Raw genomic sequence first — 13,494 nt, 5'->3', positions numbered from 1 at the left:
ATTGTTCGATCTGAACGATTGCGCGCCGTGTCCGGGCGCGCTCGGCTGTCTCGCTGTTATTCCGCTGTTCCGTCGCTGTTACCCGCTGTTCCGCTGCGGACGCGCCGCTGTTCCGTCGCTGTTATCCCGCTGTTTCGAATAACAGCGGAAAGCGAAGCAAGATATTGAAATAGCTTAATGAATTCTCCGCCAGAATCCAACATAACAGCGGAAGAAAAAATTTTTCGCAGGAACAGCGGATAACAGCGGGAAAATCCCCGCACGCCTGCCTAGTGAACGACGAGCGGCGTGCCCCGGAACGGCTCGGGCTGGCAGCCGAGCACCGGATCGTAACGCGCCTTGCGGCTGGCGATCAGCGGCACCCAGGCAGTGACCGTCTTCGTGGCCGGATCGTCGGAAAGGCGGATCGGCTCCATGCCGGGCTCGAAATCGGCGCGACAGCTCTGCAGGTCGCGATTGCCAATATAGCGGCAGGCACAGGCGACGCGGGCGGCATAGCCGGTGCCGAGCTCGAGCTGCGGCGTGATCGACCGGACATAGAGAAAGCCGGCGGCAAGCAGCGCCAGCAGCAGCACGCCAATGCCGATCGTGATTCGCCCAATCCCGATGCGTCTTGCCTTCATCGTCTCGCACCCTATCGTGCCGGGCATGCTGCGCAAGGCCACCTTTCTCGCGCTGGTGCCGCTGATCCTCGCAGGCGCCGACGTGCCAACTCAGGGCAAGCCGTTCTACACCGTCCGGCCCTGCCCCGGCGTCGACCTGTCGCGGTCGATGCCCGCGGTCAGGCGGCTGTTTGCCGACAACCCGGAAACCCGCGCCGTCCTGATCACCGCCAATGGCTGCCCGGTGCTCAAGGCTTATGCCCCGGGCTATTCGGACGCCAACCGCTTCATCAGCTGGTCGATGGCGAAGACCATCACCGGCATGCTGGTCGGCGCGCTCGTGACTGACGGCAGGCTGAAGCTCGATGCGCCCGCGCCGATCGCCGAGTGGCACAAGCCGGGCGATCCCCGCGCGGCGATCACGCTTCGCCAGCTGCTGCAGATGGAATCGGGGCTGAAGCACATCGAGGTCGGCAACCCGGTCGAGGATTCGGACACCAACCAGACCCTGTTCGTCAGCCACACCCAGGCGATGGCCGCGGCGGCGATCGCCCATCCGCTCGAGACGAAGCCGGGATCGGCCTTCCGCTACAGCTCGCTGACCACCATCATCCTGGCCGAGATCATCACCCGGACGCTGACTGACAGCCACAATCCCCGGGCACGCGCCAAGGCCTATACCGACTTCGCCAGGACACGCCTCTTCGCCCCCGCCGGCGTCACAAGCTTTGTCCTCGAATTCGACGGGGCAGGCACCCAGATCGGCGGCTCGATCCTGCACATGACGCTCGACGACTGGGGCCGGATCGGCGGCCTGCTGCTCGACGGCAAGGCAGCTGACGGGCGGCAGGTGGTCGATCCCGCCTGGCTTGCCTTCATGAAGACGCCGTCGCCGGCCAATGCCGAATATGGCGCCCAGCTCTGGCTCAACCGCCCGGGCGGCGCCGAGGGCAAGCCGACCCTGTTCCCCGGCAAGGGCCCGGCCACCGCTGTCGCCGCCGACGGGCATCTCGGCCAGCTGGTGATCGCCAGCCCCGACAGCGGGCCGGGGCGCGGGCTGGTCGTGGTGCGGCTCGGCAACACGCCCGATTCGCGCAATCGACCGTTGATGGAGACGCTGGGCGACGTCGTCGCCGGGTTCGACAGGCAAGAGAATCGCCGATGACCATCGCTGGCGAGCTGATCGCCGAGGATCCGCTCCACGCCGAAGGTGCCGATGCCGCCGGGCAGATACCCGAGGCGATCCGTCATCCGCCATGGCTGATGATCGGCGCCGCGGCGGTCGCGGTCGGGGTGCTGCTCCTCGGGCTGGTTGGCTTCATCATCGATCGCGGCCTCCAGCTCGGCTTCGATCGCAGCATCCTGCTCGCGATGCGGCACGGCACGATGCACGGCGCAGCGCTCGGTCCGCCCTGGGTGAAGGTCGCGATGATCGACGTCACCGCGATCGGCGGGGTGACGGTGCTGCCGATCATCGTCACGGTCACTGCGGGCTTTCTCGCGGTGCGTCGGCTTTGGCTGACGATGGGGCTGGTGCTCGGCGGCACGATCAGCGGTTCGATCATGGTCGCGATCGTGAAGACCCTGGTCGCGCGCGCCCGGCCCGAGCTGACCGACCATTTGGTGCAGGTCAGCTCGGCCAGCTTTCCGAGCGGCCACGCGGCAAACAGCGCGATCGTCTATCTCACCATTGCCTCGCTGATCGTCCAGATCGTCGAAGGGCGCGGCGCGCGCGCCTATATCCTGGTCACCACCGCCTTGCTCGTCACGATCATCGGCGTCAGCCGTATCTATCTCGGCGTGCACTGGCCGAGCGACGTGCTCGCGGGATGGAGTTTCGGTACGCTCTGGGCGCTTGCCTGGTGGTCCCTCGGCGCGTGGCTGCGCCTGCGGCGCGCCGGACGCTGAAAAACGGCGACATTCGCAGCGTCGTTCAGGTCTCCGCAATAATCCGCCAGCCAAGCGCTGACGCAGTCGAGCCGTGCCCGGGAGGCGTCGAACGGCTATTGATACTTTATCACATTACTCTTATTGCACCGCACCATGAATTGCCGGAGCCTCCCGAATGCCGCTTAAGTTCGCCCTGCTCATGGGCGCCTCGCTCATTGCCGCCCAGCCCGCCCTGGCTCAGCAGACCGCTCTTCCCGCCGTGCCGGCGGACTCCGGCGCTGGCGCCGGTTCCGCGCCCGTCGCGGCCGAGGACACGAGCAAGGACGTCGTCGTCACCGGCAAGCTCGACGCCGCGCGCGCCTCGATCCAGCCGAGCCTCGGCGCGACCACCTATTCAGTCACCAATGCGACGATCCAGGCACTGCCCGGCGGCGACAACCAGCAGTTCAACCAGGTCCTGCTCCAGCTTCCCGGCGTCGCCCAGGACGGCTCGGGCCAGTTCCATGTCCGCGACGACCACAACAACCTGCAATATCGGATCAATGGCACCATCCTGCCCGAGGGCGTCGCCGTGTTCGGCCAGACCCTGTCGCCGCGCCTGGTCGAGCGCTTCGACCTCAAGACCGGCGCGCTGCCGGCGCAATATGGCCTGCGCACCGCCGGCATCATCGACATCACCACCAAGAGCGGCTTCAAGAATGGCGGCTCGGTGTCGCTCTATGGCGGCAGCCACGACACGATCGAGCCGAGCGTCGAATATGGCGGGTCGAGCGGCAACACCAACTACTTCGTCACCGCCAGCTTCCGCCACAATAATCTCGGCATCGAGGCGGTCGATGCGGGCCGCACGGCGCTTCACGACGATACCAACCAATATCAGGCCTTCGCGCTGCTCGACCATACGCTCGACGACAGCAACCGCATCTCCTTCATCGGCGGCTATTCGGATCAGCGCTTCCAGATCCCCAATCCGCGCGGGCTGCACCCGCAAGGCTATCAGGACGCGAACGGCGTCACCCATTCCTACGACGTCGGCGGCGTCACCGACTATCTGAGCGACAATCTCGACGAGCGCCAGCACGAGAAGACTGCCTTCGGCATTGCGAGCTTCCTGCACGATGCCGGCCCCGTCACCATCCAGGCATCGGCATTCGTCCGCTACTCAAGCCTCGATTACATGCCCGACACGCTCGGCGAACTGCTGTTCAACGGCACCTCGCAACGCGCGACCAAGCACGACTTCAATGTCGGCGGCCAGGTCGAGGCGGTCTACCGGGCAAGCGACGCCCACACGATCCGCGCCGGGGTGGTCATCTCGCGCGATCACGGCACCAGCAACACAGCGACCTCGGTCTTCCGGCTCGATGCTAATGGCGTCCAGAGCGGCCAGCCGATCGTCATCGCCGAAAACAGCGCTGCGACCGAGATGACCTACAGCGTCTATCTCCAGGACGAATGGAAGCTGCTGCCGCACGTCGTGCTCAACTTCGGCGGCCGCTTCGATGCCTATAAGGGCTATCGCGCGGAGCATCAGTTCAGCCCACGCATCAATGCGGTGTGGACGCCGGGCGGCGGCGCCACGCTTCATCTCGGCTATGCCCGCTATTTCTCACCGGCACCCTTCGCCAACGTCGCCTCGAGCAGCGTCGCGCTGTTCGTCGGCACCAGCGCCGAGGCGCCTGGCACGGTCGCGACCATCCCCTTTGCCGAGCGCCAGGACTATTTCGATGTCGGGATCCAGCAGCAGATCACCCCGTCGCTTTCGATCGGCATCGACGCCTATCACCGCCGCTCGACCAACCTTCTCGATGAAGGCCAGTTCGGCGCGCCGATCATCCTGACGCCGTTCAACTACGCCAGGGGCCGGATCGACGGCATCGAGGGCAATATCAACTACCAGCACGGCCCGCTGATGGTCTATGCGAACTTCGCTTATGCCAAGGCGCAAGGGCGTGACATCGTCTCGGGCCAGTTCAACTTCGATCCGGCCGATCTCGCCTATATCAAGTCGAACTACATCTATCTCGACCACGACCAGACCTATACTGGCTCGGCCGGCGTCTCCTATCGCTTCGGCGGCGGGACCAGGGCGGGCGCGAGCATGATCTATGGATCGGGGCTGCGCCGCGACGGCGCCGTGCCCAATGGCGGCAAGCTGCCCCCCTATGCCGTGTTCAACCTGACCGCGAGCCACAAGTTCGAGCGCGCGGGCATCGAGATCCGCGCCGACATCAACAATGTGCTCGATCATGTCTACGAGATCCGCGACGGCTCGGGGGTCGGCGTCGGCGCGCCGCAATATGGCCAGCGCCGCGGCTATTTCTTCGGGATCAGCAAGGACTTCTGATCGGGCACTCTCGAGGGGGGACATTGCCCCTGCCGGGCGCCACCCTATCTTGGACCGGAGCAATTCAGGAGGACATGATGGCAAGCGAAATCGCAACCCTCGCGGGCGGATGTTTCTGGTGCACCGAGGCGGTGTTCAAGGACGTGATCGGGGTCGAGAAGGTCGAGAGCGGCTATATCGGCGGCACCGTGCCCAACCCGACCTACAAGCAGGTCTGCGGCGGCGATACCGGCCATGCCGAGGCGATCCGAGTCACTTTCGACACCGACCAGGTGCGCTATGGCGACATCCTCGACATGTTCTTCGCGACGCATGATCCGACCCAGCTCAACCGCCAGGGCAACGACGTCGGCACGCAATATCGCTCGGCGATCTTCCCGCATTCGGAGGAGCAGCGCGAAGAGGCGCACGCGGCGATCGCCCGCAATGCCCCCAACTGGCCGGCACCGATCGTCACGACGATCGAGCCGCTCGGCACCTGGTATCCGGCCGAGGATTATCACCAGGAATATTGGGAGGGCGAAGGCCAGCGCAATCCCTATTGCCTCGCGGTCATCCCGCCCAAGCTGGCCAAGCTCCGCAAGAGCTTCGCGAGCCGGTCGAAAGCAGCCGAGGCTGCCGCCTGACCTCCTGGGGCGAAGCGATCAGGGTATCGCTTCGCCCTGGACCGGCGGCTTGACCGTCGCGTCGCCGCCGAGCGTCTTGTAGACCAAGCCGCCCAGCACGCCGCCGATGATCGGCGCGACCCAGAACAGCCAGAGCTGCTGCAGGGCGAGGCCCCCGACGACCAGCGCCGGCCCGGTGCTGCGCGCCGGGTTCACCGAGGTGTTGGTGACCGGAATGCTGATCAGGTGAATCAGGGTGAGCGCCAGCCCGATCGCGATCGGCGCGAACCCGGCGGGGGCGCGCGCATCGGTCGATCCCATGATCACCAGCAGGAAGAAGAAGGTCAGCACGACCTCGATGACCAGGCCGGCGGCCATCGAATAATGGCCCGGCGACTGCGCATCATAGCCGTTGACGGCAAGGCCGTTGGCGGGAAGCGGGTTCGGGAAGGTCGCGGTACCGCTGGCGATGAAGTAAAGCAGATAAGCGGCGATGATCGCGCCGAGCAGTTGGGCGATCACGTACAGCGGAATATCCTTGCCCGGGAAGCGGCCCCCGGCCCAGAGCCCGATCGTGACCGCCGGGTTGAGATGGCACCCCGAGATATGGCCGATCGAATAAGCCATGGTCAGCACCGTCAGCCCAAAGGCCAGGGCGACGCCGGCAAAGCCGATCCCGGCGACCGGAAAGCCGGCCGCAAGCACCGCACTGCCGCAACCGCCAAAGACAAGCCAGAAGGTGCCGAGAAGTTCAGCGAGCCCGCGCTGCGTGTTCGTCATCATCACTCTCCCCTTTCGAGTCGCGGCAGGGAGAGTAGCGGCCAGCGCAACAAGGTAAATGGGTCAGTCCTGATGGGCGGCCCGGCGCAACCGATCGTTGATCGCAACGCCGAGCCCGATCTCGGGGACCGGGGCGACCGCGATGCGGGGCTTGATCGAGGCATCCGCCCGGTGAAGCGCTGAAAACAGGGCCGCGGCTGCTGCGACGAGATCGCCTGTGGCTGACAATGTGTCGTCCCCGGTTACTGCGCCGAAACCGATCAGCCACTCATCCGGCTGACGATTGCCTGCATTGATACGCAGCTTCTTGGTCGGCGCGTAATGGCTTTCGAGCTGGCCGGGCGCCGTAACCAATATCTTCGCCGGCGAAGGAGCATCGGAGGTCATCGCAACCGGGCCCCGGCCTTCGCCGGGGAAGAGTTTTTCCAACGCTTCTTCAGTGATTGGCCCGGGCCGCAGGATGCGAACGCCGTCACCCGTCATCACGATCGTCGATTCGAGCCCGGCCTCGGTCGCCCCGTCATCGATGATCAATGGAATCCGCCCGCCAAGGCTCGCCGTCACATGCTCGGCCAGGGTCGGGCTGATCGCCCCGCTCGCATTGGCGGAAGGGGCGGCAAGCGGCTTGCCGGTGGCCGCCAGCAGCGCCCGCATCGCCCGGTGCCTGGGGACCCGGATCGCGATGGTGTCGAGCCCGGCGGTCACCAGCGGCGCAATCCCGGCGCCCGGCCGGAGCGGCAGCACGAGCGTCAGCGGCCCGGGCCAGAACGCGTCGGCCAGCGCCCCCGCCGCGTCGTCGAACACGGCAATCGTCTCCGCCGCGGCCCGGTCCAGGACATGGACGATCAGCGGATTGAAGCTCGGGCGTCCCTTGGCGGCGTAAACGCCCGCCACCGCACGCGACTCAGTGGCGTCGGCGGCGAGTCCATAGACAGTCTCGGTCGGCACCGCGACCACACCGCCCGCTGCGATCAGCGCGGCAGCCTCGGCGATCGCGGCCTCGCCGTAGGGTAAGGTTCGGGTGTCAAAGGCTGGGTTTGGCGGGCTCATCGCGCGCGGCTATAGCCCGCCCGACTGCAAAAAGAGAACCGCCATGACCTTCACCCCACCCACTGCCGACCAGCGCTTCATACTCGACCATGTCGTCGGGATCGGCAGGCTTGCCGAAAGCGAACGCTTCGCCGCGGCGAGCGACGATGTCGTCGATGCCGTGCTCCAGGGCGCGGGCGATTTCGCGGCCGGCGAATGGGCGCCGCTGTTGCGCGCCGGCGACACGGTCGGCGCCAGATGGACGCCCGACGGCGTCGTCATGCCCGAGGGCTTCGGCAAGGCCTACCGCGACTATGTCGAGGGCGGCTGGGGCACGATCGGCGTTCCCGAAAGCGCCGGCGGCCAGGGCCTGCCCTTCGCGCTCCAGACCGCAGTGCTCGACACGCTCGGCGCTGCCAATATGGGCCTCGCGCTCGCCCCGACCCTCACCGTCGGCGCGATCGAGGCGCTGATCCACCACGGCTCGCCCGAGCAGCAGGCGCTGTACCTGCCCCATCTCGCCACCGGCGAATGGACCGGCACGATGAACCTCACCGAGCCCCAGGCGGGCTCCGATGTCGGCGCGCTCCGCACCCGCGCGACGCCGCGCGGCGACGGGACATGGAGCATCAAGGGCACCAAGATCTTCATCTCGTTCGGCGATCACGACATGGCGCCGAACATCGTGCATCTCGTCCTCGCCCGCACCCCCGATGCGCCGCCGGGGACCAAGGGCATCTCGCTGTTCCTCGTCCCCAAATACCGGCTCGATGCGGAGGGCAATCCCGGCGAGGCGAACGACGTGCGCGTCGTCTCGATCGAGCACAAGATGGGCCTCCACGCCTCGCCGACCTGCGTGCTCAGCTTCGGCGACCATGACGATTGCGTCGGCGAGCTGATCGGCGAGGAGCTTGGCGGCATTCGCGCGATGTTCACGATGATGAACAATGCGCGGCTGAATGTCGGCCTTCAGGGCGCCCAGGTGGCCGAGGCGGCGACCCAGGCAGCGGTTGCCTATGCCCGCGACCGGATTCAGTCGCCGCGCGCGGGCGCGCCGAGCCGCGAGTCGGTCGCGATCATCGAGCATCCCGACGTCCGCCGCATGCTGATGCGGATGAAGGCGCAGACCCAGGCAGCGCGCGCCCTGGTCTATTTCGCCGCCGGCCATGTCGACCGCGCCACCCTCGGCGAGCCGGGCGCGCAGGCACGGCTCGACCTGCTGACTCCACTCGCCAAGGCGCACGGCACCGATATCGGCTGCGAGGTGAGCTCGATCGGCGTGCAGGTCCATGGCGGCATGGGCTATATCGAGGAGACCGGCGCCGCCCAGTTCTTCCGCGATGCCCGGATCACGCCGATCTACGAGGGCACCAACGGCATCCAGGCAGCCGATCTGGTCGGCCGCAAGCTGGCGATGGACAATGGCGGCGTGTTCGCCGCGCTGATCGCCGATATGCGCGCCGAAGCGAAGGACACGGGGCTGGTCGCGTTGATCGACGCGTGCGACGAGATCGGCCGGTCGCTGCTCACCCGCGACACCGACGACCGGCTTGCAGCGAGCTATCCGTTCCTGACCATGCTCTCGACGGCAGTGTGCGGCTGGCTGATGGAACGCCAGGGCCGCATCGCCGCGACCAGCGAGGGCGATCCCGCCTTCCTGGCGATGAAGGCCGCGGCGGCGCGCTTCTATGTCGAGCAGATCGTGCCCGAGGCGATGGGGCTCAAGGCAGCGGCGACGGCAAAGGCGGAGCTGCTCTATTCGGTCGGGCCGGAGATGTTCGCGGCCTAAACCCAGATCATGCCGGCAGAAATGCCGCTCCGGTGCGTATTTTTCCCTCTTCCCCGGCGAAGGGTATCACCGCCTGAACAAGCCTAAGTACCGAGCGGCCCTAGGCCCCTTCGCGCTCGAGCAGGTCCTCGGCATCGAGCCCGAGCAGCTTGATATGCGCGCTGATCCGCGGCCAGCTGTCCTTCAGGAAATGGGTGCGCTCGGCGAGACGGAGCTTCTCCGCGGCACCCGGCAGTACGAACATGCCGACGCCGCGACGGACCTCGACATAACCATCGTCCTGAAAGCTCTGATAGGCCTTGGCAACGGTAAGCGGATTGGCGCCGTGCTCGGCGGCAAGCGCCCGAACCGACGGAAGCTGATCCCCGGCGCGATACTCCCCGCGCAGGATCGCGGCTGAAATGGTGCCGCGCAGCTTGATGTAAACCGGGCTGTCTTCGCTGTTGAGCGCTGTCATGGTGCCTTAATACACCGCTTGGGCGGTGAGTCCAGTACTATGTCCAGTATCGGACAATTTTGTCCGATTCCGGACGCGGACGTTCCTCCGGAGGCTTCGAAACTGTCCCGATGAAGACGAATCCCGCAATTTTCTCCGGGGCGGCGCCGAAGGCGTCGCGCACGACATCGGAATAAGCCGACCATCCCGTCAGCCACCCGCCGGCGAATCCCATGGCATGTGCTGCATGGAGCAGGTTCATGCACGCGGCCCCGGCCGAGAGTTCCTGCTCCCACAGCGGGATATGGCTTTCGTGCCTGGGCGCGGACAGCACGACCACCAGCGTCGGCGCCTGATGAGCGAACTGATCGAGCGCCTCGATCTCCAGCCGGGTCGCCTGCGGACGCTCGGCCAGATAGGCTTTGGTGATGAGGTCGCTCAGCGCATCGCGCCGATCGGAAGGCACCACCACGAAGCGCCACGGCGCGAGCTTGCCATGATCGGGCGTACGCGCCGCGATCTCGAGCATCTGCGCCAGTTGCGCGTCGTTCGGGCCGGGCGCGACGAGATCGCGCGGCTTGCCGGAACGGCGGGTGGCAAGAAGGGCGAGCGGAGAGCTGGTGTCGTTGAGCATGGCCGTCCTCTAACGAGGAGGGCGCATATTTACACCCCGGCGGATGCCGCTAGTCTCCATTGTTACCAAGACCGCCGCATCCGACGGCGCATCAATGATTTCAGGGAGTTCATGCCATGGTCGAAACGCCGACCGCCGACAGCCCGGCCGAGCCAGACATCAGCCATGTCCCGCCTTATGCAGGAAAGACCTGGCTGGGCCATCCGCCCCAGCTCGCCCGGCTCTTCTCGATCGAAATGTGGGAGCGGTTCGGCTTCTACGGCATGCGCGCCCTGCTCGTGCTGTATCTCACCAAGCACTTCCTGCTCGCTGATCATGAGGCGAACGGAGTCGTCGGCGGCTTCCTCAGCCTGGTCTATCTGACGCCGGTGGTCGGCGGCTGGCTGGCCGACCGCTATCTCGGGTCGAAGCGCTCGGTGAAGTTCGGCGCGCTGGTGATGGCGCTGGGATATTTCCTGCTGTGCTTCGGCGGACAGCAGGGCCAGCCTTATGCGACCGTCGACGGCAACCGATACAACGTGACCCAGGCCGCGCCCGCGACGCCGCTGGCGGTCAACGATGCGCCACAGACGATCGTGATGAACAACCAGGTTCTGACCATTCACGGGCTTCCCGACGGATCGGTCCAGCTGCTCGGCACCGGCGGCCAGATCGCCCGGACGGTGGCGGCGAAAGCGTTCAGCTCGGGTGCCGACCGCTCGCCTTTCTACACAACCATGCTGCTCGTCGCGCTCAGCCTGATCGTGATCGGCAACGGCTTCTTCAAACCCAATATCTCGACCGTTGTCGGCTCGCTCTACGGCCCGGGCGACAGGCGGCGCGACGCCGGCTTCACCATCTTCTATGCCGGCATCAACCTCGGCTCGATCCTCGGCCAGGCGGCGTGTCCGTGGCTGGTCAACCATTTCGGCTGGTGGGCGGGGTTCCTGATCGTCTCGTTCGTTCTGCTGATCGCCTATCTGCTGCTTCAGTTCGATGGCGGGCGCCTCACCGGCTATGGCGAGCCGCCGACTCAGGAAGGGCCTGACCGCGCGCCGCTCATCTATGTCCTTTCCTTCGTCTCGGTGATCGTCTTCTGGCTCGTCTTCCAGAATGTGATGACCACCCCCGAGGCGACGCCGGGCGGGGGTATCATCGCCTACATCATCGCGACGCCGTTTCTCGGCAAGGCGCTGCTTGCGATCTTCCTCGCGGCAGTGATCGGCATTCCGATCTGGTCGTGGCGAGTCGGCGACAAGGTCGAGCGCGAGATGATGCTGGCGGCGATCATTCTCGTCGTGTTCAACGTCACCTTCTGGGCCTTGTTCGAGCAGGCGGCCTCGTCGCTGACCCTGTTCGCAGACCGCAACACGACGCTCGAACTGTTCGGCTTCCACATGTCGGCGGCAGCGACTCAGCAGTTCAACCCGCTCGTCGTCGTGACCTTCGCGCCGGTGATGAGCTGGCTGTGGCTGGCGCTGGCCAAGCGCGGCCTCGAGCCGTCGATCCAGGTCAAGTTCGCCATCGCGCTGATGCTGGTAGGCCTCGGCTTCCTTACCCTGACGCTCAGCGGATCGACGGCGAACGAGGTGTTCCGGGTGTCGCTCTGGTGGCTGGTGCTGACCTACTTCCTCCATTCGATCGCCGAGCTGTGCATCTCGCCGGTCGGCCTGTCGATGATTACCAAGCTGTCGATCGCGCGGATCGTCGGCATGATGATGGGGGTATGGTTCCTCTCGATCTCGGTCGGCGAATATCTCGCCGGTGCCGCGGCCCAGTCAGCCTCGGTGCAGACGGTCGGCGGTCAGGTGACCAACCCCGAGCTCAGCCTGCATACCTATCTCGCCACCTTCCAGACCGGCGGCATGCTGACCATCGGCGCGGGCGTGCTGCTGCTGCTGATCTCGCCCTTGCTCAAGAAGCTGATGCACGGCGTGGACTGATGAGATAGGCTCGCACCGGAGATTTGGGGAGAGCGGCGATGGGCGAAACGGGCATGGTGCTGGCAGCAGCGATAGCGTTCCTCGGCACGCATTTCCTGCTGTCGCACCCCTTGCGCGCGCCGATCGTCGGGCGGATCGGGGAGGGCGCGTTTCTCGGCCTCTATTCGCTCGTCGCGGCGGTCACTCTGGGCTGGCTGGCAATCGCCTATCGCGCGGTCGGGCCCGAACAGCCCTTGTGGCCGGTCGATGACGATCTCTGGACCATCGCGACGGTGATGATGCTGGCCGCGAGCATGCTGCTGATGGGCTCGCTGCTCGGCAATCCCGCGCTGCCCAACCCCGGCACGCCCGGCGCTCTGCCGGCTGAAGCGCGGGGCGTCTTCGCCGTCACCCGCCATCCGATGATGTGGAGCTTCGCGCTCTGGGGCGTTTCGCACATCCTCGTCTTCCCGATCCCGTCGAACCTCATCCTGTGCTGCGCGATCATCCTGCTCGCCCTGGTCGGCGCGGCGCTGCAGGACCGCAAGAAGGAGGCGCTCGAGCCCGAGCGCTGGCGCGCCTGGGAAGCGAAGACCTCCTATTGGCCCTATGCCGCGGCGGTCGCTGGCCGGGCGCGCCTGGGCGGATATCGACCGCATGATCTCGCTGGCGGCGTCGTCCTCTGGCTCGCCGCAACCTGGGCACATGGGCCATTGGCGGGCATACCGGCCGGGATTTGGCGCTGGATCGGCTGACCCGATTCAATGGGAACCCAAATCGGTGCAGGGCGCGCGGACGGCGCAGTCTTGCGCCGCGCTCTTTCTCATCTTGAATCATAACAGGGCGACAGGCGCCGGGTGAGCTGGCTGTTCCTGGCTGTTACCTGGCTGTTCCGGCGAAAAAGCTGGCTGTTATGCTGGCTGATACCTGGCTGTTATTCGATAACAGCCAGCATGGCGCCAGGCATTTGAAATCATGCCGCGAATCCCGGGGCCGGCTCCAACATAACAGCCAGCAAAATAAAATTCGGAAAATAACAGCCAGGAACAGCCAGCTTTTCGGCCGGAAGGGCGCTCAGGCCGCCTTGCGCAGCTCGAGCCGGCTCCAGATCTCGACCAGCGCCTGGGTGAGCTCGCGCATCAATGCTTCGTCATGCGCGGGGCCGGGGGTGAAGCGCAGCCGCTCGGTGCCGCGCGGCACGGTCGGGTAGTTGATCGGCTGGACGTACACGCCGTACTCGGCGAGCAATATGTCGCTGATCTTCTTGGCCTTGACCGGATCGCCGACCATCAGCGGCACGATGTGCGTGGTCGAGTTCATCACCGGCAGCCCGGCTTCGGCCATCATCTTCTTGAGCATGGTCGCGGCCGCCTGCTGGCCCTCGCGCTCGGCGCTCGAGGCCTTGAGGTGGCGAACGCTGGCCAGCGCGCCGGCGACCAGCACCGGCGACAGCGAGGTCGTGAAGATGAAGCCCGGCGCAT

General features: G+C 66.0%; 13 protein-coding genes. 7 read left to right on the top strand and 6 right to left on the bottom strand.

Features of this window, described 5'->3' with window-relative positions; genetic code table 11:
• Positions 1–269: 269 nt before the first annotated feature.
• A complete protein-coding gene (locus tag ABD050_RS00065) occupies positions 270–623 on the bottom strand; it encodes a hypothetical protein (RefSeq protein WP_343887064.1) in 354 nt (117 codons plus the stop codon).
• Positions 624–648: 25 nt separating this feature from the next.
• Here ABD050_RS00065 and ABD050_RS00060 point away from each other — a divergent pair, with 25 nt between their 5' ends.
• The 4 genes from ABD050_RS00060 (at position 649) to msrA (ending at position 5,465) form a co-directional block, all read left to right on the top strand.
• Complete coding sequence (locus ABD050_RS00060) at positions 649–1,767, top strand: serine hydrolase domain-containing protein (protein ID WP_343887063.1); 1,119 nt, start codon at positions 649–651, stop codon at positions 1,765–1,767.
• Entirely contained in the window at positions 1,764–2,510 is a 747-nt protein-coding gene (locus tag ABD050_RS00055; RefSeq protein ID WP_343887062.1) for a phosphatase PAP2 family protein, read from the top strand. The genes ABD050_RS00060 and ABD050_RS00055 overlap by 4 nt, the downstream gene beginning before the upstream one ends.
• A gap of 157 nt (positions 2,511–2,667) precedes the next feature.
• Positions 2,668–4,839 carry a TonB-dependent receptor gene (locus tag ABD050_RS00050; RefSeq protein WP_343887061.1) on the top strand — a complete coding sequence of 724 codons (2,172 nt, stop codon included), beginning with the start codon at positions 2,668–2,670 and terminating at the stop codon, positions 4,837–4,839.
• Positions 4,840–4,916: 77 nt separating this feature from the next.
• Positions 4,917–5,465 (top strand): peptide-methionine (S)-S-oxide reductase MsrA, encoded by a 549-nt coding sequence (gene msrA / locus ABD050_RS00045; protein WP_343887060.1) that lies wholly within the window; start codon positions 4,917–4,919, stop codon positions 5,463–5,465.
• Positions 5,466–5,483: 18 nt separating this feature from the next.
• Here the strand turns inward: msrA and aqpZ are convergent, their stop codons facing one another.
• Together aqpZ and ABD050_RS00035 are read right to left on the bottom strand one after the other, a co-directional pair.
• Positions 5,484–6,224, bottom strand: a complete 741-nt coding sequence (aqpZ, locus tag ABD050_RS00040) for an aquaporin Z (RefSeq protein WP_343887111.1) — start codon at positions 6,222–6,224, stop codon at positions 5,484–5,486.
• Between the two features lie 63 nt (positions 6,225–6,287).
• A complete protein-coding gene (locus ABD050_RS00035) occupies positions 6,288–7,274 on the bottom strand; it encodes an L-threonylcarbamoyladenylate synthase (protein ID WP_343887059.1) in 987 nt (328 codons plus the stop codon).
• 43 nt (positions 7,275–7,317) lie between these two features.
• On the opposite strand from ABD050_RS00035, the gene ABD050_RS00030 reads away from it, so the two are divergent.
• Complete coding sequence (locus ABD050_RS00030) at positions 7,318–9,042, top strand: acyl-CoA dehydrogenase family protein (RefSeq protein WP_343887058.1); 1,725 nt, start codon at positions 7,318–7,320, stop codon at positions 9,040–9,042.
• Positions 9,043–9,142: 100 nt separating this feature from the next.
• On the opposite strand, the gene ABD050_RS00025 is transcribed toward ABD050_RS00030, so the two are convergent.
• Together ABD050_RS00025 and ABD050_RS00020 are read right to left on the bottom strand one after the other, a co-directional pair.
• Entirely contained in the window at positions 9,143–9,499 is a 357-nt protein-coding gene (locus ABD050_RS00025; RefSeq protein WP_343887057.1) for a GntR family transcriptional regulator, read from the bottom strand.
• Positions 9,500–9,536: 37 nt separating this feature from the next.
• The gene (locus ABD050_RS00020; protein WP_343887056.1) at positions 9,537–10,112 is read right to left on the bottom strand and encodes a nitroreductase family protein; all 576 of its coding nucleotides are present in this window, start codon (positions 10,110–10,112) and stop codon (positions 9,537–9,539) included.
• 116 nt (positions 10,113–10,228) lie between these two features.
• Between ABD050_RS00020 and ABD050_RS00015 the strand changes: the two genes are divergently transcribed.
• Entirely contained in the window at positions 10,229–12,034 is a 1,806-nt protein-coding gene (locus ABD050_RS00015; protein ID WP_343887055.1) for a peptide MFS transporter, read from the top strand.
• 38 nt (positions 12,035–12,072) lie between these two features.
• Positions 12,073–12,768, top strand: coding sequence for an NnrU family protein (locus ABD050_RS00010; RefSeq protein WP_343887054.1), 696 nt, complete (start codon positions 12,073–12,075; stop codon positions 12,766–12,768).
• Between the two features lie 319 nt (positions 12,769–13,087).
• On the opposite strand, the gene ABD050_RS00005 is transcribed toward ABD050_RS00010, so the two are convergent.
• Positions 13,088–13,494 (bottom strand): aminotransferase class I/II-fold pyridoxal phosphate-dependent enzyme (locus ABD050_RS00005; RefSeq protein ID WP_343887053.1); only part of this gene is annotated, 407 nt, incomplete at its 5' end.

This window comes from Sphingomonas oligophenolica (assembly GCF_039522915.1).
Taxonomy (GTDB): domain Bacteria; phylum Pseudomonadota; class Alphaproteobacteria; order Sphingomonadales; family Sphingomonadaceae; genus Sphingomonas; species Sphingomonas oligophenolica.
Note: the sequence above shows the minus strand (reverse complement) of the source record. Positions and strands in the feature narration are given on the sequence as shown.